Below are 24,195 nucleotides of genomic sequence, written 5' to 3' on the forward strand. Positions count from 1 at the left end.
TTTACTCAGGATTGCTGGCGAAGTTCACAGAATTTTTCACGTGAGGAACAGATGAACAGAGTGAAACAATGCACAAGCGCGGCGTTTTTCATGGTTTTATCATGGTCGGCCGCTGCGCATCCGCATAGCTTCATCAGCCTGCAAAGCGAGCCGGTGGTCAAGGACGGTCTGCTGAGCGCCTTTAAAATGCGCTGGACGATGGATGAAATTACCTCATCGGATCTGCTCTATGATGCCGGAAACGCCAAACCGGGCAGCGAAGTCTGGAAAAAGCTGGCGGCGGAGGTGATGGCCAACGTGCTCGGTCAGCACTATTTCAGCGAGCTGTGGCATAACGGTCAGCGGGTTAAATTTGACAATCGTCCCGACGGTTACGGCCTCGAACGTGACGGACTGCAGGCGGTACTCACCTTTACTCTGCCGCTGGCGACGCCGCAACCCATTGCCGGGCAGACGTTTACCTTTTCCACCTTCGACCCGACCTACTACGTCGATATGTTTTATGACAAGGATAGCGATTTTTCCCTGCCCGCAGGGCTGCGGGCCGCCTGTAAGGCAACGGTGATGACGCCAAAACCGAACGACAAAATGCTCTCATACGCCCAGTCGCTGGATAAAGCGGATGCGCCGCCGGAGGATATGGCGCTGGGCAGCTATTTTGCCCAGAAGGTGACCCTGACATGTCAGTAATTTTTACTCCGCGCGCGCGATTTTCGCGCTGGAAAGCGCTGTGGCCGCTGGCGCTGTTGCTGGCTGTGAGCATCATCGGCGGCATCTGGCTGTGGCGGGCGTGGCCGCAGGTGCTGATGCAGAGCGCAGTCTGGCAGCGTTCGCTCAATCTGGAACTCAGCCGCCTGCTGCAGGCGGTGGCGGAGAACCCGGCGGCGGCAGGGCTGTCGCTGCTGGGGTTTAGCTTCGTTTACGGGGTGCTCCATGCCTTAGGGCCCGGACACGGTAAAATTGTCATTACGACCTGGCTTGCCACCCATCCCGCGAAGCTGAAATCAAGCATTGGCCTGACGCTGGCCGCCTCTTTATTACAGGGGCTGGTGGCCATCGCGCTGGTGGTCGTGGTGCTGGCGCTGCTGCAGCTGCCGGCGCGCCAGCTGCACCTCAGCAGTTTCTGGCTGGAGAAGGGGAGCTATTTGCTGGTGGGTGCGTTAGGGCTGCTGCTGTGCTGGCGGGCGTTAAAAAAGCTGCGTCTGCTGCTGCGCCGGCCAACGTTTACCGCTTTTACCCCGCATCATGTTCATAACGAACACTGCGGCTGCGGGCATCAGCATCTCCCGGCCCCGGAGCAGCTGCAGGCCGGCGACGACTGGCGGGCTCGCGCCGCGATCGTCCTGTCGATGGGTATGCGTCCCTGTTCGGGGGCGATCATGGTTCTGCTGTTCAGCAAGGTAATCGGCGTTTTTGGCTGGGGGATGGCGGCGGCGCTGGCGATGGCGGCGGGAACCTCGTTGACTATCACGGCGCTGGCGCTGTTGGTGCATGGGTTCCGCCAACTGGCGATCCGCCTCAGTCGCCATCAGGCGCCAGCGTTATGGAAGCAGGTTAGTTGGGCGACGCTGGCGCTGGCCGGCGGCGTCATATTGCTGGCGGCGGCAGGGGTGATGTGGCTCAGCGCCGTCCCTGCCGGCGGTGGGATCCGTCCGTTTTAGACAGACGCCGGGCGCAAATCCTAAAGTGGGCGCCAGCGCTTGCCGCTGGCGAAGCGATGCTCTAGTTTTCCGCTTTTCGGCGGATGACAAGGAGTCGCTATGGCCGCAAATATCGTTTCTCCCGCGCAGAGCGGGCGGTTCTATTATGGCTGCGCCGGCGCCGCCGGGCTGCTGGCGGGCCTGGCGATCGTATTCTGGTTTCCAGCCCTGGCCAGCTGGTGGCCGTCAGATCTGGTGCGTGTCTACCACGCTATGCCGTATGTTATGCGATTCGGGGTGGCGAGTGTCGCGGATATTCCGCTGGTGGCCTACGCCACCCTAACGCTGTCGGGCTTCGTGCTGGCCTTTTGTCATCCCGGTCACAGTAAACTGCCCATTGTTGCCTGGGCTGTGCATAACCAGCCCTCGCCGCGGGAGATGGTCGACTGGATCCTGCGCAGCTGGGTGTTGCAGTTCGGTTTTCTGGTGATCATTTTCTGGCGTTTCGCGTTTATGGGTAAGCTAAGCAGCGACAGGCTAATGCAGATCGTGGGCATCTTTAACGACGTATGCTATCTGGCCACGCTGGTGCTGGCTGGAATACTGCTGCGCGACGGCTGGCGCGACTTTCAGGGCGTTGCCGCACCGGCAGGCAATATTCGCATTCCGCTGATCTTTGCCCTGAGCTTTTATCTGCCGTTTCAGCTGGTATGGATTTTACTCAGTGCGCAGCAGTATGAGCTGCCGCTGTGGGGATGGCTGCTGCTGGTTCCGGCGATGGTCGGCGTGCTGTTAGCCCGCCTGGCGACGGTAGGGATAGCGCTGTGTTTCCGGCGCTGGCTGGGGACGCAGGGCTGTCTGCGCTGGCGCGGACCGCTGGCCTTATTTAGCGGCCTAACGGTGCTCTGTATTGGCGGCAATGCGGTGATTCGCCAGATCCTCAACATGATAAAATGACATAAAAAAAGGAAGCCGCGGCTTCCTTTTTGACATCAGTAAGAGATTAACGCTTCAGCGCGTCGCTCAGCTGCTCGCGCATGTTCGCCAGCATCGCTTTCACCACGCGCGGGTTACCGGCAACGATGTTGCCCGTCAGCATATAGTTATGACCGCCGGTGAAGTCGCAGACAATCGCGCCAGCTTCACGGGCGATCAGCTCGCCTGCGGCGAAATCCCATGGTTTCAGGGCGATCTCAAAGTAACCGTCAACGCGGCCGGCGGCCACATAGGCCAGATCCAGCGCGGCAGAGCCGGTGCGACGGAAGTCGGCACATTCGGTAAACATGTTGCCGAGAATATTCATGTAGGTGGTGGCGTGCTGCTTCGCTTTGAACGGGAAGCCGGTCGCGATAATGGTGCCGTCGAGGTCGCGAGCGTTGCTGCCGCGCAGACGGTAGCCGTTCAGCTGCGCGCCCTGGCCGCGGGTCGCGGTAAACAGTTCGTTACGCATCGGATCGTAGACCACCGCGACTTCAGTACGACCTTTGATGCGTACGGCGATGGAAACAGAGAAGTGCGGCAGACGTTTAACGAAGTTGGTGGTGCCATCCAGTGGATCGATAACCCATTGAACATCCTGCTCTTCGCCAGCGTGTTCACCGCTTTCTTCGGTGATAATGGTGTGCTGCGGGTAAGATTTGCGAATGGTTTCGATAATAATCGCTTCGGCGGCTTTATCGACGTTGGTCACAAAATCATTGCTGCCTTTCTGGCTGGTTTCTACGGTGTCTGGCGTTTCGTAGTGTTTGGCAATTAAATTACCCGCCTTGCGCGCGGCGCGCACGGCGATGTTCAGCATCGGATGCATCGGTCTCTCTCACTGGATGTTAAAGAACGGGAAAAAACGGCGCATATAATAGCAGCCAAATCTGCTTATGTCTCCGTTTTATGGTAGCATGCACGAATAATCTTTAGCCGAAGAACCATAATGCTGCAAAATATTCGAATCGTACTGGTAGAAACCTCCCATACCGGCAACATGGGCTCCGTAGCCCGCGCGATGAAAACCATGGGCTTAACTAACCTGTGGCTGGTCAATCCGCTGGTCAAACCCGATTCGCAGGCGATAGCCCTGGCCGCGGGCGCCAGCGACGTGATCGGCAACGCGCAGATTGTCGATACCCTTGATGAAGCGCTGGCAGGCTGTAGCCTGGTGGTTGGCACCAGCGCGCGCTCCCGCACGCTGCCGTGGCCGATGCTCGACCCGCGCGAATGCGGTCTGAAAAGCGTCGCCGAAGGTCAGCATGCGCCGGTGGCGCTGGTCTTTGGCCGCGAGCGCGTTGGTCTGACCAACGATGAACTGCAGAAGTGCCACTATCACGTGGCGATCGCCGCCAACCCGGAGTACAGCTCGCTGAACCTGGCGATGGCGGTGCAGGTTATCGCCTATGAAGTGCGGATGGCCTGGCTGGCGGCGCAGGAGCAAGCGCAGCCGGCGGTTGAGCATGAAGAGGCGCCGTACCCGCTGGTGGACGATCTGGAGCGATTCTACGACCATCTTGAGCAGACGCTGCTGGCGACCGGCTTTATCCGCCCGAATCATCCGGGGCAGGTGATGAACAAGCTGCGTCGTCTGTTCACCCGCGCGCGTCCGGAAAGCCAGGAGTTGAACATCCTGCGCGGCATGCTGGCGTCTATTGAGCAGCAGAATAAAGGTAAGTAACCGCGTTAACGCCGGATGGCGCTTCGCTTATCCGGGCTACGAATCGGGCTCGCCTGGCGGGATGAAGGTATCAGGCTATGCGGAAGTAAAACGGCACGGAAAGCCAAATACCTGACTAAAACAGTCAAGTAAATAGTTGACCAAATTACTCGGGAATGTCAGACTTGGCCCTGCTATGCAATACCCATATTAATAAAAAGCCCGGCCAGGGGCGAGTTTGAGGTTAAGTAAGACATGAGACTGACATCTAAAGGGCGTTATGCCGTGACCGCGATGCTTGACGTTGCGCTCAACTCTGAAACGGGCCCGGTGCCGTTGGCAGATATTTCAGAGCGTCAGGGAATTTCGCTTTCCTATCTGGAACAGCTGTTCTCTCGCCTGCGTAAAAATGGCCTGGTTTCCAGCGTTCGTGGCCCAGGTGGTGGTTATCTGTTAGGTAAAGATGCCGGCAGTATCGCCGTCGGCGAAGTCATTAGCGCCGTGGACGAATCCGTTGACGCCACCCGTTGCCAGGGCAAGGGCGGCTGTCAGGGCGGCGATAAATGCCTGACTCACGCGCTGTGGCGCGACCTGAGCGAGCGCCTGACCGGCTTCCTGAACAATATCACCCTCGGGGAACTGGTGAATAACCAGGAGATCCTCGATGTTTCCGGTCGTCAGCATCAGCACGAAACCCAGCGCAATGCGCGCACCCAGGACGCGATTGACGTTAAACTGCGCGCCTGAGTGACCCGTCCCGTTTCGGGCTGCGGCTGACAGGGCAAGGCGGCGCGAAACGGCGGGACAACGATTATAAAGAGCTTTCAGAATCAGGCCGGGATGCTCCGACATTCCGTGTACTCGGTCGTACATCAAGCCGGTTGCCTGATTCCTTGCATTGAGTGATGTACGGAGTTTAAGAGCAATGAAATTACCGATTTACCTCGATTACTCCGCAACCACGCCGGTGGACCCGCGTGTTGCCGAGAAAATGATGCAGTTCCTGACCATGGACGGGACCTTTGGTAACCCGGCCTCCCGTTCCCACCGTTTTGGCTGGCAGGCTGAAGAGGCGGTTGATATCGCCCGCAATCAGATTGCCGAGCTGGTCGGCGCCGACCCGCGCGAAATCGTCTTTACCTCTGGTGCGACTGAATCCGACAACCTGGCGATCAAGGGTGCAGCCAACTTTTATCAGAAAAAAGGCAAGCACATCATCACCAGCAAAACCGAGCATAAAGCGGTTCTGGATACCTGCCGTCAGCTGGAGCGCGAAGGCTTCGAAGTGACCTACCTGGCGCCGCAGAGCAACGGGATTATCGATCTGAAAGAGCTGGAAGCAGCGATGCGTGACGACACCATCCTGGTTTCCATCATGCATGTGAATAACGAAATCGGCGTGGTGCAGGATATCGCTACCATCGGCGAGATGTGTCGCGCCCGCGGTATCATTTACCACGTAGACGCCACCCAGAGCGTGGGCAAGCTGCCTATCGATCTGAGCCAGCTGAAAGTTGACCTGATGTCCTTCTCCGGTCACAAAATCTACGGTCCGAAAGGCATCGGCGCGCTGTACGTACGTCGTAAGCCGCGTATTCGTATCGAAGCGCAAATCCACGGCGGCGGCCACGAGCGCGGTATGCGTTCCGGTACTCTGCCTGTTCACCAGATCGTCGGCATGGGTGAAGCTTACCGTATCGCCAAAGAAGAGATGGAAAGCGAGATGGCGCGTCTGCGCACGCTGCGCAACCGTCTGTGGAACGGCGTGAAGGATATGGAAGAAGTGTACCTCAACGGCGACCTCGAGCAGGGCGCGCCGAACATTCTTAACGTCAGCTTCAACTATGTTGAAGGCGAGTCGCTGATTATGGCGCTGAAAGACCTGGCGGTTTCCTCCGGTTCAGCCTGTACTTCCGCGAGCCTTGAGCCATCCTACGTGCTGCGCGCGTTAGGCATGACTGATGAACTGGCGCACAGTTCTATTCGTTTCTCTTTAGGTCGTTTCACTACCGAAGAAGAGATTGACTATGCCATCGATCTGATTCGCAAATCCATTGGCCGTCTGCGCGAGCTTTCTCCGCTGTGGGAAATGTTCAAACAGGGCGTGGATCTGAACAGCATTGAATGGTCACATCACTAATTCGGCACCAATAAGGAGAATTCATCATGGCTTACAGCGAAAAAGTTATCGATCATTACGAGAATCCGCGCAACGTCGGCTCTTTTGACAACAGCGACGAGAACGTCGGCAGCGGCATGGTCGGCGCGCCGGCCTGCGGCGACGTGATGAAGCTGCAGATTAAAGTCAACAATGAAGGTATCATTGAAGACGCGCGCTTCAAGACCTACGGCTGCGGTTCCGCTATCGCTTCCAGCTCCCTGGTTACCGAGTGGGTGAAGGGCAAATCGCTGGACGAAGCGCAGGCGATCAAGAACACCGATATCGCCGATGAACTGGAACTGCCGCCGGTGAAAATCCACTGCTCGATCCTGGCGGAAGACGCGATTAAAGCCGCGATTGCGGATTACAAAAGCAAACGTGAAGCAAAATAATTAGTTGAGGTTTTGTTATGTCGATTACTCTTAGCGACAGTGCAGCAGCGCGAGTCAATGCCTTCCTGGCGAACCGCGGTAAAGGGTTTGGCCTGCGCCTGGGCGTAAGAACCTCCGGCTGCTCGGGTATGGCCTATGTACTGGAGTTTGTTGACGAGCCGGCGGCTGAAGACACCGTGTTTGAAGACAAAGGCGTGAAGGTCGTGATCGACGGCAAAAGTCTGCAATTCCTCGACGGCACTCAGCTGGACTTCGTCAAAGAAGGCCTCAACGAAGGGTTCAAATTCACTAACCCTAACGTCAAAGATGAGTGCGGCTGCGGCGAAAGCTTTAACGTATAATCGGTACTCCTCAACCCCACCGCGGTCACGCCGCGCGTGGGGTTTTAATTTAGATGCATGACCCTGAGGTTACTATGGACTATTTCACCCTCTTCGGGTTACCAGCCAGCTATACCCTCTCGCTTGAACAACTGGCTGTCCGGTATCAGGATCTGCAGCGCCAGTACCATCCGGATAAATTTGCCAGCGCGCCTGCGGCGGAACAGCTTGCGGCGGTTCAGCATTCCGCCACTATAAACCAGGCCTGGCAGACGCTGCGCCATCCGCTGACTCGCGCAGAATATCTCCTTTCGCTGCATGGCTTCGATCTGGCCAGCGAGCAGCATACCGTTCGCGATACCGCGTTCCTGATGGAACAGCTGGAATTGCGCGAAGAGCTGGATGAGATCGGCCAGGCGAAAGACGACGCGCGGCTGGAAGGTTTTATCAAACGGGTGAAAGCGCTGTTTGATACCCGTCAGCAGCTGATGGTTGACCAATTGCATAATGAGAGCTGGGAGGCGGCGGCGGACACGGTTCGTAAGCTCCGTTTCCTCGATAAACTGCGCAGCAGTGCTGAAGAACTCGAAGAAAAACTGCTCGATTTTTAATTTTCGGAAGCAATTATGGCCTTATTACAAATTAGTGAGCCCGGCCTGAGCGCCGCGCCGCACCAGCGTCGTCTGGCGGCCGGTATCGACCTGGGCACCACCAATTCTCTGGTGGCTACCGTGCGTAGCGGCCAGGCCGAGACTCTGCCCGATCATCAAGGCCGCTATCTGCTGCCGTCGGTGGTGAACTACCACGCTTCGGGGCTGACCGTCGGCTATGACGCCCGGCTTAACGCCGCTCAGGATCCTGCCAATACCATCAGCTCCGTGAAACGGATGATGGGGCGCTCCCTCGCCGATATTCAAAACCGTTACCCGCATCTGCCGTATCAGCTGCAGGCCAGTGAAAACGGCCTGCCGATGATCCAGACCGCCGGCGGCCTGCTGAACCCGATTCGCGTCTCCGCCGATATCCTCAAAGCGCTGGCCGCCCGGGCGACCGAAGCGCTGGCCGGCGAACTCGACGGCGTGGTCATTACCGTTCCCGCTTACTTCGATGACGCTCAGCGCCAGGGAACCAAAGACGCGGCGCGTCTGGCGGGCCTGCACGTGCTGCGCCTGCTCAATGAGCCGACCGCGGCGGCTATTGCCTACGGCCTCGACTCCGGCCAGGAAGGGGTGATTGCGGTCTACGATCTCGGCGGCGGCACCTTTGATATCTCCATTCTGCGTTTAAGCCGCGGGGTGTTTGAAGTGCTGGCCACCGGCGGCGACTCGGCTCTCGGCGGCGATGATTTCGATCACCTGCTGGCTGACTACCTGCGCGAGCAGGCGGGCTTCAGCGACCGCAGCGATAACCGTCTGCAGCGTGAGCTGCTGGATGCCGCCATCGCGGCGAAAATCGCCTTGAGCGATGCCGAGGCAGCGCACGTCGAGGTCGGCGGCTGGCAGGGCGATATCACCCGCAGCCAGTTTAACGATCTGATTGCCCCGCTGGTAAAACGTACCCTGATGGCCTGCCGTCGGGCGCTAAAAGACGCTGGCGTTGAAGCGCAAGAAGTGCTGGAAGTGGTGATGGTCGGCGGTTCGACCCGCGTGCCGCTGGTGCGTGAGCGCGTTGGCGAGTTCTTCGGTCGCACTCCGCTGACCTCCATTGACCCGGACAAAGTTGTCGCCATCGGCGCGGCGATCCAGGCCGATATCCTGGTGGGCAACAAGCCGGACAGCGAACTGCTGCTGCTCGACGTTATCCCGCTGTCGTTAGGCCTGGAAACCATGGGCGGCCTGGTGGAGAAAGTGATCCCGCGTAATACCACCATTCCGGTGGCCCGCGCGCAGGAGTTTACCACCTTCAAAGATGGCCAGACGGCGATGTCCATTCACGTGATGCAGGGCGAGCGTGAGCTGGTCCAGGATTGCCGTTCGCTGGCGCGCTTTGCGCTGCGTGGTATCCCGGCGCTGCCGGCGGGCGGGGCGCATATTCGCGTTACCTTCCAGGTGGATGCCGATGGCCTGCTGAGCGTTACGGCGATGGAAAAATCGACCGGCGTGGAAGCCTCCATCCAGGTGAAACCGTCTTACGGTCTGACCGATGGCGAAATCGCCACCATGATTAAAGATTCGATGAGCTACGCCGAACAGGATATTCAGGCGCGCATGCTGGCTGAACAGAAAGTGGAAGCCGCGCGCGTACTGGAGAGCCTGACAAGCGCGCTGGCCGCCGACGCCGCGCTGTTAAGCGCCGCGGAGCGTCAGGCCATCGATGCCGCTGCGGAGCAGGTACGCGCCGCCGCGGCAGGCGACGACGCTGACGCGATTAAAGAAGCGATTAAAAATATCGACACACAAACCCAGGAATTCGCCGCTCGCCGTATGGATCAGTCGGTCCGTATCGCGCTGAAAGGCCAATCCGTGGACGAGGTTTAAAATGCCAAAAATTGTATTTCTGCCCCACCAGGACCTGTGTCCGGATGGCATCGTTGTGGAAGCTGAGACCGGTGAAACCATTCTCGATGCCGCGCTGCGTAGCGGTATCGAAATTGAACACGCCTGCGAAAAATCCTGTGCCTGCACCACCTGCCACTGCATCGTGCGTGAAGGTTTTGACTCGCTGGCGGAAAGTAGCGAAGATGAAGACGACATGCTGGATAAAGCCTGGGGGCTGGAACCTGACAGCCGTCTGAGCTGCCAGGCGCGCGTCACCGACGAAGATCTGGTCGTTGAGATCCCGCGTTACACCATCAACCACGCACGCGAGCACTAATATGGCACTGAAATGGACCGACAGTCGCGAAATCGGCGAAGCCTTGTATGACGCTTACCCGGATCTCGACCCGAAAACCGTTCGCTTTACCGACATGCATCAGTGGATTTGCGATTTGGAAGAGTTTGATGATGATCCAAACGCATCCAATGAAAAAATTCTCGAGGCGATTCTGCTAGTCTGGCTAGACGAGGCCGAATAATTTCGCGTTAAGCGAAAACATTTTAACGGGCTGCCATAGGGTGGCCCGTTTGCTAAGAAGGATAATGATAATGACCGAAGCTATGAAGATTACGCTTTCTACTCAGCCAGCCGATGGACGCTGGGGAGAAAAAGCGACCTGGAGCATCAATAACGACGGCATCGCTCTACATCTCAACGGTAAAGACGACCTCGGGCTTATCCAGCGCGCGGCGCGCAAAATTGACGGCATGGGCATCAAGCACGTCGCCCTGAGCGGCGAAGGCTGGAACACCGATCGCGCCTGGGCCTTTTGGGCCGGCTATAAAGGGCCGAAAGGTCAGCGTCAGGTCGAATGGCCATCCCTTGACGACGCGCAGCGCAGCGAGCTGGATAACCGCCTGACGATCATCGACTGGGTGCGCGACACCATCAATGCGCCGGCGGAAGAGCTGGGTCCGGAGCAGCTGGCGCAGCGCGCTGTCGACCTGCTATGTGGCGTGGCGGGTGAGAAGATAAGCTATCGCATCACCAAAGGCGAAGATCTGCGCGAGCAGGGCTATCTTGGTCTGCATACCGTGGGCCGCGGCTCCGAGCGTCCGCCGGTCCTGCTGGCGCTGGACTATAACCCGACCGGCGATAAAGAGGCGCCGGTATACGCCTGCCTGGTGGGCAAAGGCATCACCTTTGATTCCGGCGGCTACAGCATTAAACAGAGCGCCTTTATGGATTCAATGAAATCCGATATGGGCGGTGCGGCGACTATCACCGGCGCGCTGGCTTTCGCCATTACCCGCGGTCTGAACAAACGTGTGAAGCTGTTCCTGTGCTGCGCCGACAACCTGATCAGCGGTAACGCCTTCAAACTGGGCGATATTATTCATTATCGCAACGGCAAAACCGTTGAAGTTATGAACACTGACGCGGAAGGCCGCCTGGTGCTGGCGGATGGCCTGATTGACGCCTCGGCGCAGAAGCCAGAGCTGCTCATCGACGCCGCCACCCTGACCGGCGCGGCGAAAACCGCGTTGGGCAATGATTACCACGCGCTGTTCAGCTTTGACGATGCGCTGGCGAATCGCCTGCTGGCGAGCGCTCAGGCGGAAAACGAAGCCTTCTGGCGTCTGCCGCTGGCCGAGTTCCACCGCAACCAGCTGCCGTCCAACTTTGCTGACCTGAACAATACCGGCAGCGCGGCCTATCCGGCCGGCGCCAGCACCGCGGCGGGCTTCCTGTCCCACTTCGTGGAAAACTACCATCAGGGTTGGCTGCATATCGACTGTTCGGCAACCTACCGCAAATCTGCCGTTGAGCAGTGGTCGGCGGGCGCCACCGGGCTTGGCGTGCGTACCATTGCTAACCTGCTGACAGCTGAGTAATGGCCTTGCCGGGTGGCGCCCGCGCTTACCCGGCCAGGAAAACCATATGCCCGCGTGGACGAATGGCCGCCGGGCAATTCATTGTGAAGTAGCCAAACTATGTCAGATACAAAAAATGAATTAGAAACCCTGCTGGAAAAAGCGGCGACTGAGCCCGCCCATCGTCCGGCATTTTTCAGCGCGCTGCTGGAGGCCACCGTCTGGGTGCCGGGCAGGGCAGCCGATGGCGAGCAGATTGTCGAAGATAGCGCGCTGGATCTGCAGCATTGGGAAAAAGACGACGGTACCTCGGTGATCCCATTCTTTACCTCGCTGGAGGCGCTGCAGCAGGCGGTGGCGGATGAACAGGCCTTCGTGATGATGCCGGCCCGCACGCTGATGGCGATGACGCTGGGCGAATCGTTATTCCTCAACCCGAAGCTGCCGAGCGGCAAAGAGTTCACCCCACGGGAAATCAGCCATCTGTTAGGCGAAGAGGGCAGCCCACTGAGCACCCAGACGGTACTGGAAGGCGGCGAAGCGCTGCTGCTGTCTGAAGTCGCCGAACCGCCGGCGCAGATGGTCGATTCGCTGACCACGTTGTTCAAAACGCTCAAGACCGTCAAGCGGGCGTTTCTGTGCTCGATTAAAGAGCGCGCCGACGCGCCGGCCAACTTATTGATCGGGATTGAAGCGGAAGGAGATATTGAAGCCATTATCCAGACCACCGGCAGCGTGGCCACCGATACCTTGCCAGGCGACGAACCGATCGATATTTGCCAGGTGGTGGAAGGCGAGAAGGGCATCAGCCATTTTATGATTGCCCATATCACGCCGTTCTATGAAAAGCGCTGGGGCAGCTTCCTGCGCGATTTTAAGCAGAACCGCATTATCTGACAGCGGGGGCGGCAGCCCCCGCTGTTTCTTTCTGCTTCCAGTCGAGGCACAAAAGCGGGGTGGCAAAAGCTAATGCAGGGCGGCAAAGATTCGCGGATAGGCAGACACCATGTGATAGAGGAGAAATCCCGTCACGCACAGTGTGACAATGCCGTTGAAGAGCGCCATATCCCCGCGCCAGGCCCGGCACCTCTCTTCGCCCAGCAGAGAACGTAGCGCTGCCACCAGCCCGCCGACCAGCATAAACGCCAGTAACACCCCTGCCATTTGCGCGATAACAATGTACCAGCCCAGCGGTGTATTCACGCCCCGGGCGCTCATCAGCGCGATCTGCGCCGGCAAAATCGTCTGGAACCCGAGGGTAAGTATCATGAGAAGACGCAGGTCCGCCAGCTGAGCGTCGAACGTGCGGGCCAGGCGCCGGGCGTCACGCAGGAGCAGCACCCCTGACGCCACCGCCGCGGCAACGCTGATGTGCTGGAGAATAAAAATATATAACGCCAGGGTTCCGGATGGGACCCGGGACAAAAAGAACAGATTGCAAAAGACAATGACCAGCAGGCCAAATTTTGTGACCCAGGCACGGAATACCTCGCCGGGCCAGCGCCGGCTTGACGCTGGGTTATGCATCATCCACGCGGCAAGGGTCGACTTACCGTAACCGGGCGCGAGCAGCACCATCAGAAAACCCAGCAGCGCCTGATGGCAATAGGTGACTAACGGAACGTCTTCGAGAGTGACCCCGAGAAAGCGGGTATACACGGAGACTGGCGCAGGCACCAGGCTTAGCCATGTCCGGTTCCATTGCGGCCAAAAATAAAGGATCGCGCCGCCTGCCAGCAGGCCAGCTATACCTCCCAGCCAGGGAAGGCGCGGTGAATAAGCCGAATGTGGGTTAGAGACTAATGCCATTTTCACTCCTTGTGGTGACATCAGATTGGGATGGACTGGATGCGCTATCAGCCCTGAGGAATTCTGTACCAGTGCTCTGCCTCCCCATCAGGCAAAGCGAACTCGGCAGGAACAAGCCCTGCGGCAGCACAGAGTAACCGGTTTAGCGAGAAGCAGAAGAAAGTGGGAGAGAAAATCAGAAATTATTTAGTGACCGCGGAACGGGAGGCCCGCGGTCACGCCGTGTTTACGGAGCGGCAGGGGCCGGTTCAATCGGCAGATCGCTCCGCGCGCCCCATTCGCTCCAGGAGCCGTCATACAGGCAGACGCCGTTCACGCCAAGCGTGGTGAGCGCCAGCACGACCACCGCCGCCGTCACCCCCGAGCCGCAGCTGGCGATGATCGGCCGTTCAAAATCGACACCCTGACGTAAAAAGATGTCGTTCAGCTCGTCAACGGTTTTCAGTTCGCCGTTAATCACCAGATCCGTCCACGGTACGTTCAGCGCGCCGGGGATATGCCCGCGGCGCAGGCCCGGGCGCGGTTCGTCGGCCTGGCCGTTAAACCGGGCCGCCGGACGGGCATCGACAATCTGCGCCGATCCTTCATGGCTGACCAACAGGACGTCGGTCAGACGCTTAATTTGTTGAGGATCGAACCGCACGTCGAATTCCCCTTCGGCCACCTCCGGCATCCCTTGTTCCAGCGGCAGTTCGTCGCGCCGCCAGCCCTCCAGCCCGCCGGCCAGAATTGACACCTTCTCTACGCCAAAGGTGCGCAGCATCCACCACGCGCGCGGGGCGGAAAACAGATTGCCTTCGTCATAGACCACCAGATGCTTATCGCTGCAGACGCCCAGTTCGCGCATGGCGACGGCAAACGCTTCGGCCCGCGGCATCATATGCGGCAGCGGACTGGTGTGGTCGGATAGCGCCTCGATATCGAAAAACAGCGCGTTCGGCACATGGCCGGCGCGGTATTCCGCGGCCATATCCCGCAGGGCCTCCTGCCCGGCGGGCGCCATGCGGGCGTCGATAATCTGAATTTCCGGGTCATCAATATGTTCTGCCAGCCAGTCGGCAGCGACAAAAAACGAGGTGGACATAGGTGCCTCCGTTTTATTATTCATGACTGAATTGTCGGCGTTTTAGCTGGCGCTGACAAGTTAAGGACGCCAGAGTGGGGACGGCGTCACGGCACTTTTCTGATTAATCGGCAGAAACCCGCTTCGTCACTGTTGAGAAGCGCCGCCATAACGCATAATAAATGTGACAAATTGCATCAGGCTCATCGGCCGAGGGGTTAGAAGGATGAAACCATTTCGTTTAGCGGCGCTATCACTGGCGCTCCTTACCGCATTTTCATTAACCGGGTGTGATGACAGCGGTACACCGCAGGCCTCGGCCCCGGCGCCAGCCGCGGATAGCAACCCAGGCGCGACGGCAAAACCGGGCCGCGCCCAGCTGGCGGCGCTGGCGGAAAAAAGCCAGGGTAAAGCGCTGACGCTCCTCGACGCCTCGGAGGTGCAACTGGATGGCGCCGCGACCCTGGTGCTGACGTTTTCCGTCCCGCTGCAGCCGGACCAGGATTTCTCCCGCAGCGTGCATCTGGTCGACAAGAAAAGCGGTAAGGTGGACGGTGCCTGGGAGCTGGCGCCGAATCTGAAAGAGCTGCGTCTGCGTCACCTTGAGCCAAAGCGCGAGCTGATTGTCTCGGTCGACCCGACGCTGACCGCCCTGAACAAGGCGACGCTCGACAAACCGTTTGAGAAGACCCTGACCACCCGCGATATCGCACCGAGCGTTGGGTTTGCCAGCCGCGGCTCGCTGCTGCCGGGCAACGTGGTCGCCGGGCTGCCGGTGATGGCGCTGAACGTCGATAATGTCGACGTTAATTTCTTCCGCATTAAGCCGGAATCGCTCTCCGCCTTTGTCAGTCAGTGGGAATACCGTAACTCGTTAAGCAACTGGGAATCTGATGAACTGCTGAAGATGGCGGATCTGGTCTACAGCGGCCGCTTCGATCTCAACCCGGCGCGTAATACTCGCGAAAAGCTGCTGCTGCCGCTGAGCGATATCAAGCCGCTCCAGCAGCCTGGCGTCTACGTGGCGGTCATGAACCCGGCGGGCCGTTATAGCTACAGCAACGCGGCGACGCTGTTTACCCTCAGCGATATCGGCGTCTCGGCGCATCGCTACCATAACCGGCTGGACGTTTTTACCCAGAGTCTGGAAAACGGCGCCGCCCAGTCGGGCATTGAGGTGCAGTTGCTCAATGCCAAAGGGCAGATCCTGGTGGAAGCGAAAAGCGACAGCCAGGGCCACGTCACCCTGCAAACCGATAAAGAAGCCGCGCTGCTGCTGGCGCACAAAGAGGGGCAGACCACGCTGCTCGACCTCAAGCTGCCGGCGCTGGATCTGGCGGAATTCTCTATCGCAGGCGCGCCCGGCTTTAGCAAACAGTTCTTTATGTTTGGCCCGCGCGATCTCTATCGTCCCGGCGAAACGGTGATCCTTAATGCGCTGTTGCGCGATAGCGACGGCAAGCCGCTGGCGGAGCAGCCGGTGAAACTGGAGGTGGTTCAGCCAGACGGCCAGGTGATCCGCTCGGTGATGAGCAAACCAGTGAATGGCCTGTACCAGTTTACTTATCCGCTCGACAGCGGCGCGGCTACCGGCATGTGGCACATTCGCGCCAGCGCCGGCGACAATCAGCCGCGCGAATGGGATTTCCACGTTGAAGACTTTATGCCGGAACGCATGGCCCTGAACCTGACGCCGCAGGCCGCGCCAGTCGCGCCGGATGCCGACGTCACCTTTGGCGTTAGCGGCGCTTATCTCTACGGCGCGCCGGCCAGCGGCAACCAGCTGCAGGGCAAGCTGTTCCTGCGCCCGCTGCGCGACGCCGTCGCTGCGCTGCCGGGCTTCCAGTTCGGCGATATTGCGGAAGAAAACCTCTCCCGTAGTCTGGATGAAGTCCAGCTGACGCTGGACGAAAAAGGCCATGGCGAAGTGACTACCTCAAGCCAGTGGCAGGATAGCCATTCGCCGCTGCAGGTGGTGCTGCAGGCCAGCCTGCTGGAATCCGGCGGTCGCCCGGTGACCCGTACGGTTAAGCAGCCGATCTGGCCCGCCGAGGCGCTGCCGGGGATCCGCCCGCAATTTACGCTGAAGGACGTTTACGATTACCGCACCGATACCACCGTGAAACAGCCGGTGGTGGATGAAAACAGTAACGCCGCGTTTGATATCGTCTATGCCGACGTCAAAGGCGAGAAAAAAGCGATCTCCGGTCTCCAGGTGCGGCTGATCCGCGAGCGGCGCGACTACTACTGGAACTGGTCCGACAGCGAAGGCTGGCAGTCGCAGTTCGATCAAAAAGATCTGCAGGAGGGCGAGGAGTCGCTGGACCTGCAGGCCGGCCAGATCGGCAAAGTGAGCTTCCCGGTGGAGTGGGGATCCTATCGCCTGGAGGTGAAAGGACCGGACGACGTGGTCAGCAGCGTGCGCTTCTGGGCGGGCTACAGCTGGCAGGATAACAGCGAAGGCGCCGGCGCGGCGCGTCCTGACCGGGTCACCATGAAGCTGGATAAACCGAGCTATAAACCGGGCGACACCATCAGGCTGCACATCGCCGCCCCGGCGGCGGGTAAAGGCTACGCAATGGTGGAATCCAGCGAAGGGCCGCTGTGGTGGCAGGAAATTGACGTCCCGGCGGAGGGGATGGACCTGTCGATCCCGGTGGATAAAACCTGGAATCGCCACGACCTCTACCTCAGCACGCTGGTGGTTCGTCCCGGCGATAAATCGCGCTCGGCAACGCCGAAACGCGCGGTGGGCCTGCTGCATCTGCCGCTGGGCGATGAAAACCGTCGCCTGACGCTGGCGCTGGAGGCCCCGGACAAAATGCGCCCCAACCAGCCGCTGACGGTGAAAGTGAAAGCCAGCGTCAAAGAGGGCGAGGCGCCGAAACAGGTCAATGTCCTGCTCTCGGCGGTGGATAGCGGGGTACTGAATATCACCGATTACGCTACCCCGGATCCGTGGAACGCCTTCTTTGGCCAGAAGCGTTACGGCGCAGATATCTATGACATCTACGGCCAGGTGATCGAAGGGCAGGGACGTGTGGCCAGCCTGCGCTTCGGCGGCGATGGCGACGAGTTAAAACGCGGCGGCAAACCGCCGGTCAACCACGTGACGATCGTCGCCCAGCAGGCGCAGCCGGTGGTATTGAACGATCAGGGCGAAGGCACGGTGACGTTACCCATTGGCGATTTTAACGGCGAGCTGCGGGTGATGGCCCAGGCGTGGACGGCGGATGACTTCGGCAGCAGCGAAGATAAAGTGGTGGTGGCCGCCCCGGTCATCGCCGAGCTGAACACCCCGCGCTTCCTCGCCAGCGGCGATACTACGCGTCTGGCGCTGGATCTCAGCAATCTGACCGATAAACCGCAAACCCTGCAGGTTCATCTTACCGCCAGCGGGCTGGTGACCTTGACCGATGGCCAACTGCCGCCGGTGCAACTGGCGCCGGGGGCGCGCAGCACGCTGTTTATACCAGTGAGCGCGCTGGCGGGCTTCGGCGATGGTCAGGTTAATGCCACCATCAGCGGCCTGAGCCTGCCGGGCGAAACCTTCGCCCCGCTGCAAAAACAGTGGAAAATCGGCGTGCGTCCGGCGTACCCGGCACAGACCGTCAACAGCGGCGCAGTGCTGCAGCCAGGTGAAAGCTGGCAGCCGCCGGCGGCGCAGAGCCAGGGCTTTGCCCCGCAAACGCTGCAGGGCCAACTGCTGCTCAGCGGTAAACCACCGTTGAATCTCGCCCGCTATATCCGCGAGCTGAAAGCCTATCCTTACGGCTGCCTTGAGCAGACCGCCAGCGGCCTGTTCCCGTCCCTGTATACCAGCGCGGCGCAGCTAAAGGCGCTGGGCATTAGCGGGGACAGCGACGAAAAACGCCGCGCGGCCATCGATGTCGGTATTTCACGCCTGCTGCAGATGCAGCTGGAAAACGGCGGCTTTGCGCTATGGGATAGAGAGGGGCCGGAAGAGTACTGGCTGACCGCCTACGCCATGGACTTCCTCGTGCGCGCCAGCGAGCAGGGCTATAGCGTACCGGTCAACGCCATTAATAAAGGTAACGAGCGCCTGCTGCGCTATCTGCAGGAGCCGGGCCTGATGACCGTGCGCTACAGCGACGACGCCCAGGCTAGCCGCTTTGCCGCTCAGGCCTATGCCGCGCTGGTGCTGGCGCGTCAGCAAAAAGCGCCGCTCGGCGCCTTGCGTGAAATCTGGAGCCGTCACGACCAGGCGCGATCCGGCTTGCCGCTGCTGCAGCTCGGCATTGCGCTGAAAACCATGGGCGATGCGCCGCGCGGCGACGCCGCCCTGAAGCTGGCGGTTGCCACCCCGCGCCAGGATGAGAATCGTTGGCTGGGCGATTACGGTAGCCCGCTGCGCGATAACGCCCTGAAGCTGGCGCTGCTGGAAGAGAATAAGCTGCTGCCGGAGGTGCAAACTCAGCTGTTGAGCACGCTGTCGGAAGAGGCCTATGGCCAGCGCTGGCTGTCGACCCAGGAAACCAACGCCTTGTTCCTTGCCGGACGTACGCTGGCGGACCTGCCGGGCAGCTGGCAGGCGCAAACCTCGCTGCAGGCGGAGCCGCTGGCCGGCGACAAAGCGCAAACCCGCAACCTCGACGGCGATCGGCTGGCGGCGCTGCAGGTGAGTAATACCGGCAGTCAGCCGCTGTGGCTGCGTCTCGACAGCAGCGGCTATCCGCAAAGCGCGCCGCAGCCGGGCGGTAACGTCCTGGGGATTGAACGCACTATTTTCGATACCCAGGGGCAGCAGAAATCGCTGTCTTCACTGCGCAGCGGCGAACTGGTGCTCGTCAAGCTGGAGGTGACCGCCAAACGCAACGTGCCTGACGCGCTGGTGGTTGATCTGTTGCCAGCCGGTCTGGAGCTGGAAAACCAGAATCTGGCCAACAGCAGCGCCAGCCTGCAGGAGAATGGCGACGCGGTGCAAAACCTGTTTAACCAGATGCAGCAGGCGGATATTCAGCATATCGAGTTCCGCGATGACCGTTTCGTCGCCGCCGTCGCTGTCAATGAAGGCCAGCCGGTGACGCTGGTCTATCTGGCGCGGGCGGTGACGCCGGGCACTTATCAGGTCCCGCAGCCGCAGGTGGAATCGATGTATGCGCCGCAGTGGCGGGCGACAGGAGCGGCCAGCGGTCCGCTCACCGTGACGCCGTAAATGCGCGTATTGCCTCGGGTAAAACGCCGCTGGCGCTGGCTGGCGGCGTTTATTTTTCTGCTGTGGCTGGCGGTGCTGGCGGCCGATCGCCTGTGGCCGCTGCCGCTGCATGACGTCACGCCTGCCCGTGTGGTGGTGGCGGAAGACGGGACGCCGTTGTGGCGGTTTGCCGACGCGCAGGGCGTCTGGCGTTATCCGGTCACGCTCGCCGACGTGTCGCCGCGCTATCTGCAGGCGCTCATCCAGTATGAAGACCGCTGGTTCTGGCGCCATCCGGGGGTCAATCCCTTCGCGGTGCTGCGCGCCGCCTGGCAGGATCTTACTTCCGGGCGAGTTATCTCGGGCGGCAGCACGCTTACCATGCAGGTGGCACGCCTGCTTGATCCCCATCCACGCACCTTCGGCGGCAAGCTGCGCCAGCTGTGGCGAGCGCTGCAGCTGGAGTGGCATCTGTCAAAAAGCGACATTCTAACCCTCTATTTGAACCGCGCGCCGTTTGGCGGCACCCTGCAGGGGATCGGCGCGGCCAGCTGGGCCTATCTCGGTAAGTCGCCTGCCCGGCTTAGCTACGGCGAGGCGGCGCTGCTGGCGGTACTTCCCCAGGCGCCCAGTCGTTTACGTCCGGACCGCTGGCCGCAGCGGGCCCAGGCGGCGCGTGATAAAGTGCTTACGCGAATGGTCAGCCAGGGCGTCTGGCCGGAGCAGGCGGTAAAGGAAGCGGTGGAGGAGCCAGTATGGCTGTTTCCGCGCCAGATGCCGCAGCTGGCGCCGCTTTTTTCACGCCGCGCGCTGGCGACCAGTCGTGATGAAAAGGTGGTGACGACTCTGGATGCCGGACTGCAGCGGCAACTGGAAGATCTGGCGCTGAACTGGAAATCACGCCTGCCGCCGCGCAGTTCGCTGGCGATGGTCGTCGTCGACCACACGGATATGAAAGTTCGCGGCTGGGTGGGCTCGGCGGATATCACCGACGACAGCCGCTTCGGCCATATTGATATGGTCTCGGCGGTACGCTCGCCGGGGTCGGTGCTGAAACCCTTTATCTACGCGATGGCGATGGATGAGGGGCTGATTCACCCGGCATCGCTATTACAGGATGTGCCACGGCGTTTTAGCGATTATCGCCCCGGTAATTTCGACAGCGGGTTTCATGGCCCGGTGAGCGCCAGCGAGGCGCTGGTTCGGTCGCTGAATCTGCCGGCGGTGCAGGTGCTCGAAGCCTATGGACCAAAACGCTTTGCGGCTAATTTACGCAACGCCGGGCTGCCCCTGACGCTGCCCGCTGGCGCAGAGCCGAATCTGTCGCTAATCCTCGGCGGCGCCGGGGCGCGGCTGGAAGATATTGTCGCGGCGTACAGCGCCTTCGCCCGCCATGGCAAGGCGGCGCGGCTGCGCCTGAAGCCGAGCGATCCATTGACCGAGCGCGCGCTGATGTCGCCCGGGGCGGCATGGATCGTCCGGCGTATTTTGGCCGGCGAAGCGCAACCGGTTCCCGATGCCTCGCTGCCGCAGGCGGTGCCGCTGGCGTGGAAAACCGGCACCAGCTACGGCTATCGCGACGCGTGGGCGGTCGGCCTCAATGCGCGATATCTGATAGGCATCTGGACCGGGCGCCCGGACGGTACGCCGGTGGTGGGCCAGTTTGGCTTCGCCAGCGCCGTGCCGCTGCTCAACCAGGTCAATAATCTGCTGCTGGCCCGCCCGGCGATGAGCCGCGGCGGGCTGCCGAGCGATCCGCGCCCGGCAACGGTCAGCCAGGGGACAATCTGCTGGCCTGGCGGGCAGGATCTGCCGGCGGGCGACAGCAACTGTCGTCGTCGCCTGGCCAGCTGGCTTTTGGATGCCAGCCAGCCGCCGACTCTGCTGCTGCCGGGGCAGGAGAGCGTACGCGGGATCCGCTTCCCGGTGTGGCGCAATGAACACGGCGAACGGGTGGCGGCGGATTGTCCCGGCGCTCGGGAAAGCCAGGTCGAAGTCTGGCCGCTGCCGCTGGATCCCTGGCTGCCGGCCAGCGAAAGGCGGCGCGCGCGCCTGGGACCGGCATCGGAGTCATGCCCGCCGTTACAGACTCAGGATACCGCGCCGCTGGTGCTGTCCGGCATCCGTGATGGGGCGGTGATAAAACGTCTCCCGGGTGAGGCGCGGGTGATGTTGCCGCTACAAACCAGCGGTGGGGAGGGGCGGCGCTGGTGGTTTATTAATGGCGAACCGTTAGAGGCCGCCGGCGCAAGAACCACGCTAATGCTGGATAAACCCGGCGAGTGGCAGTTGGTGGTGATGGATGAAGCGGGTCAGACGGCGGCCGCCAGCTTCACCCTGCAATAACCAGGGTGAATTTGTTGTTGGCGGTTTGTGTTTTCAATACTCATCTTATTTTAACAAAATGTTACCTTCATCCGTAGGCAGGGGCGGGGATGCTCATTATAATGCGCGCCAGGCCATACAATCGTATGTGCAACAACAGAACATTTAATTAGAGGTAATCATGGCTATTGAACGTACTTTTTCCATCATCAAACCAAACGCGGTGGCAAAAAACGTTATTGGCAGCATCTTTTCCCGCTTTGAAGCTGCAGGGTTCAAAATCGTCGGCACCAAAATGCTGCACCTGACCGTTGAACAGGCTCGTGGTTTCTATGCTGAGCACGAAGGTCGCCCGTTCTTCGACGGTCTGGTTGAGTTCATGACCTCCGGCCCGATCGTGGTTTCCGTTCTGGAAGGCGAAAATGCGGTACAGCGTCACCGTGACCTGCTGGGCGCCACCAATCCGGCAAACGCCCTGGCGGGTACCCTGCGCGCTGACTACGCTGACAGCTTCACCGAGAACGGCACCCACGGTTCCGACTCTGTAGAATCCGCTGCCCGCGAAATCGCGTTCTTCTTTGCTGAAGGCGAGGTTTGCCCGCGCACTCGCTAATCTCCTGCGTCTTTCACGCCACAGCATTGTTGGCTTCCTTCGCGCACCCCGGTCACATAGTTATCTATGCTCCCGGGGATTTGCGAACTCGCCGTCTCGCTGTGACCTGAAATACTTTGGAGATACAAACCTCGTCTTTTCGACCGTCGCGGCGTTGGCTGCGCGCGTTCACCCCGGTCACATAGTTATCTATGCTCCCGGGGATTAATGAGAGGCTCCTGCCTCTCACCGGAGGCCAGCCTACGGCTGGTCAAATTCGTTCCCGACGAATTTGTCACTTGCTTGCCGCCTTGCGACAATCGAAAAGCCTTAGAGGATTGAGCAGTCAGTTACAGATTTTTTTTCATTGCTTTGTGCAAACGTGGCAATGATGCGCCAGAATTTGTAGAATATAGCGCCCCTGGACGAGCAGTCGCTCTCCGGGGCGTTTCTTTTTCAACCCACCTGGGGCCATAACGTGTAATAACGAGGCCGGAAAATATTATGTCTGAACAAATTGTCACGCCTGATACCGCCGCTCTGACGGTGCCGAACAAAGATGCCAAAATCAACCTGCTGGATTTAAACCGTCAGCAGATGCGCGAGTTTTTCAAAAACATGGGCGAGAAGCCTTTCCGCGCCGATCAGGTGATGAAATGGATGTATCACTACTGCTGCGACGACTTTGATGAGATGACCGACATCAACAAAGTCCTGCGCAGTAAACTGAAAGAAGTGGCGGAGATCCGCGCCCCGGAAGTGGTTGAAGAGCAACGCTCAACCGACGGGACCATTAAATGGGCGATTGCCGTTGGCGATCAGCGCGTCGAGACCGTCTATATCCCGGAAGAAGACCGCGCCACCCTGTGCGTCTCCTCCCAGGTAGGCTGCGCGCTGGAGTGCAAATTCTGCTCCACCGCCCAGCAGGGCTTTAACCGCAACCTGCGGGTATCCGAAATTATCGGCCAGGTCTGGCGCGCGGCGAAGATCGTCGGCGCGGTGAAGACCACCGGCGTGCGTCCCATTACCAACGTAGTAATGATGGGCATGGGCGAGCCGCTGCTGAACCTCAACAACGTCGTTCCGGCGATGGAAATCATGCTCGACGATTTCGGCTTTGGCCTTTCCAAGCGTCGTGTGACCTTGTCTACCTCCGGCGTGGTGCCGGCGCTGGATAAACTCGGCGATATGATCGACGTTGCGCTGGCGATCTCCTTGCACGCGCCGAACGACACCATTCGCGACGAAATCGTCCCGATCAACAAAAAGTACAACATCGAGACGTTCCTCAACTCGGTGCGCGGCTATATTTCGAAGTCCAACGCCAACCAGGGCCGGGTGACCATCGAGTACGTGATGCTGGATCACGTCAACGACGGCACCGAGCACGCCCATGAGCTGGCGGCGCTGCTGAAAGATACGCCGTGCAAGATCAACCTGATCCCATGGAACCCGTTCCCGGGCGCGCCGTATGGCCGCAGCTCCAACAGCCGCATCGACCGTTTCTCCAAAGTCCTGATGGAGTACGGCTTTACCACCATCGTGCGTAAAACGCGCGGCGACGATATCGATGCCGCCTGCGGCCAGCTGGCGGGCGACGTCATTGACCGTACCAAGCGTACGCTGCGTAAGCGGATGCAGGGCGAAGCGATTGACGTAAAAGCGGTCTGACAAATGATGACCCGTGCAGCGCAGGCGGCACGGGTCATATTTATGGCCGATAGCCAGGCGAAATACGCTGATTC

The 24,195-nt window shown here is 59.9% G+C and carries 21 protein-coding genes; 18 read left to right on the forward strand and 3 right to left on the reverse strand.

Annotation, left to right across the window (positions count from 1 at the left end; translation table 11 throughout):
- Positions 1-51: 51 nt before the first annotated feature.
- From KB890_RS20955 to KB890_RS20965, 3 genes are all read left to right on the forward strand, one after another.
- Positions 52-690 carry a DUF1007 family protein gene (locus tag KB890_RS20955; protein ID WP_004151988.1) on the forward strand — a complete coding sequence of 213 codons (639 nt, stop codon included), beginning with the start codon at positions 52-54 and terminating at the stop codon, positions 688-690.
- A complete protein-coding gene (locus tag KB890_RS20960) occupies positions 681-1,661 on the forward strand; it encodes a nickel/cobalt transporter (RefSeq protein ID WP_004180908.1) in 981 nt (326 codons plus the stop codon). The genes KB890_RS20955 and KB890_RS20960 overlap by 10 nt, the downstream gene beginning before the upstream one ends.
- Positions 1,662-1,760: 99 nt before the next feature.
- A complete protein-coding gene (locus KB890_RS20965; protein ID WP_004174831.1) occupies positions 1,761-2,597 on the forward strand; it encodes a hypothetical protein in 837 nt (278 codons plus the stop codon).
- A gap of 46 nt (positions 2,598-2,643) precedes the next feature.
- Here the strand turns inward: KB890_RS20965 and suhB are convergent, their stop codons facing one another.
- Positions 2,644-3,447, reverse strand: a complete 804-nt coding sequence (gene suhB / locus KB890_RS20970; RefSeq protein WP_002913995.1) for an inositol-1-monophosphatase — start codon at positions 3,445-3,447, stop codon at positions 2,644-2,646.
- Positions 3,448-3,567: 120 nt separating this feature from the next.
- Between suhB and trmJ the strand changes: the two genes are divergently transcribed.
- From trmJ to sseB, 11 genes are all read left to right on the forward strand, one after another.
- Positions 3,568-4,302, forward strand: coding sequence for a tRNA (cytosine(32)/uridine(32)-2'-O)-methyltransferase TrmJ (gene trmJ / locus KB890_RS20975; protein ID WP_002913994.1), 735 nt, complete (start codon positions 3,568-3,570; stop codon positions 4,300-4,302).
- A gap of 234 nt (positions 4,303-4,536) precedes the next feature.
- Complete coding sequence (gene iscR, locus KB890_RS20980) at positions 4,537-5,028, forward strand: Fe-S cluster assembly transcriptional regulator IscR (protein WP_002913993.1); 492 nt, start codon at positions 4,537-4,539, stop codon at positions 5,026-5,028.
- 178 nt (positions 5,029-5,206) lie between these two features.
- A complete protein-coding gene (gene iscS / locus KB890_RS20985) occupies positions 5,207-6,421 on the forward strand; it encodes a cysteine desulfurase (protein ID WP_002913992.1) in 1,215 nt (404 codons plus the stop codon).
- A gap of 26 nt (positions 6,422-6,447) precedes the next feature.
- Positions 6,448-6,834, forward strand: a complete 387-nt coding sequence (iscU, locus tag KB890_RS20990; RefSeq protein ID WP_002913991.1) for a Fe-S cluster assembly scaffold IscU — start codon at positions 6,448-6,450, stop codon at positions 6,832-6,834.
- Positions 6,835-6,851: 17 nt separating this feature from the next.
- Complete coding sequence (gene iscA / locus KB890_RS20995) at positions 6,852-7,175, forward strand: iron-sulfur cluster assembly protein IscA (RefSeq protein ID WP_002913979.1); 324 nt, start codon at positions 6,852-6,854, stop codon at positions 7,173-7,175.
- A gap of 74 nt (positions 7,176-7,249) precedes the next feature.
- On the forward strand, positions 7,250-7,765 hold the full coding sequence (gene hscB / locus KB890_RS21000; protein ID WP_004174835.1) for a co-chaperone HscB: 516 nt from the start codon (positions 7,250-7,252) through the stop codon (positions 7,763-7,765).
- 15 nt (positions 7,766-7,780) lie between these two features.
- A complete protein-coding gene (gene hscA, locus KB890_RS21005) occupies positions 7,781-9,631 on the forward strand; it encodes a Fe-S protein assembly chaperone HscA (protein WP_004149343.1) in 1,851 nt (616 codons plus the stop codon).
- 1 nt (position 9,632) lies between these two features.
- Positions 9,633-9,968, forward strand: a complete 336-nt coding sequence (fdx, locus tag KB890_RS21010; RefSeq protein WP_002913956.1) for an ISC system 2Fe-2S type ferredoxin — start codon at positions 9,633-9,635, stop codon at positions 9,966-9,968.
- A 1-nt stretch (position 9,969) separates the two neighbouring features.
- The gene (iscX, locus tag KB890_RS21015) at positions 9,970-10,170 is read left to right on the forward strand and encodes a Fe-S cluster assembly protein IscX (protein WP_002913954.1); all 201 of its coding nucleotides are present in this window, start codon (positions 9,970-9,972) and stop codon (positions 10,168-10,170) included.
- 70 nt (positions 10,171-10,240) lie between these two features.
- Positions 10,241-11,527 carry an aminopeptidase PepB gene (pepB, locus tag KB890_RS21020; protein WP_004180902.1) on the forward strand — a complete coding sequence of 429 codons (1,287 nt, stop codon included), beginning with the start codon at positions 10,241-10,243 and terminating at the stop codon, positions 11,525-11,527.
- Positions 11,528-11,626: 99 nt separating this feature from the next.
- Positions 11,627-12,403, forward strand: coding sequence for an enhanced serine sensitivity protein SseB (gene sseB / locus KB890_RS21025; RefSeq protein WP_002913952.1), 777 nt, complete (start codon positions 11,627-11,629; stop codon positions 12,401-12,403).
- A gap of 69 nt (positions 12,404-12,472) precedes the next feature.
- On the opposite strand, the gene KB890_RS21030 is transcribed toward sseB, so the two are convergent.
- Both KB890_RS21030 and sseA read right to left on the reverse strand, forming a co-directional pair.
- The gene (locus KB890_RS21030) at positions 12,473-13,315 is read right to left on the reverse strand and encodes a hypothetical protein (RefSeq protein ID WP_004180898.1); all 843 of its coding nucleotides are present in this window, start codon (positions 13,313-13,315) and stop codon (positions 12,473-12,475) included.
- A 226-nt stretch (positions 13,316-13,541) separates the two neighbouring features.
- Positions 13,542-14,399 carry a 3-mercaptopyruvate sulfurtransferase gene (gene sseA, locus KB890_RS21035; RefSeq protein WP_002913950.1) on the reverse strand — a complete coding sequence of 286 codons (858 nt, stop codon included), beginning with the start codon at positions 14,397-14,399 and terminating at the stop codon, positions 13,542-13,544.
- A 205-nt stretch (positions 14,400-14,604) separates the two neighbouring features.
- Between sseA and KB890_RS21040 the strand changes: the two genes are divergently transcribed.
- The 4 genes from KB890_RS21040 to KB890_RS21055 all read left to right on the forward strand — a co-directional run bounded on the left by KB890_RS21040 (position 14,605) and on the right by KB890_RS21055 (position 24,121).
- Positions 14,605-19,554 (forward strand): alpha-2-macroglobulin family protein, encoded by a 4,950-nt coding sequence (locus KB890_RS21040; protein ID WP_020324856.1) that lies wholly within the window; start codon positions 14,605-14,607, stop codon positions 19,552-19,554.
- Complete coding sequence (gene pbpC / locus KB890_RS21045; protein ID WP_004180894.1) at positions 19,555-21,879, forward strand: peptidoglycan glycosyltransferase PbpC; 2,325 nt, start codon at positions 19,555-19,557, stop codon at positions 21,877-21,879.
- A 160-nt stretch (positions 21,880-22,039) separates the two neighbouring features.
- A complete protein-coding gene (ndk, locus tag KB890_RS21050) occupies positions 22,040-22,471 on the forward strand; it encodes a nucleoside-diphosphate kinase (RefSeq protein ID WP_004144312.1) in 432 nt (143 codons plus the stop codon).
- Between the two features lie 483 nt (positions 22,472-22,954).
- Positions 22,955-24,121 (forward strand): dual-specificity RNA methyltransferase RlmN, encoded by a 1,167-nt coding sequence (locus KB890_RS21055; protein WP_002913894.1) that lies wholly within the window; start codon positions 22,955-22,957, stop codon positions 24,119-24,121.
- Positions 24,122-24,195: the final 74 nt, after the last annotated feature.

It is taken from the genome of Klebsiella sp. P1954 (genome assembly GCF_018199955.1).
Lineage (GTDB): Bacteria > Pseudomonadota > Gammaproteobacteria > Enterobacterales > Enterobacteriaceae > Klebsiella > Klebsiella pneumoniae.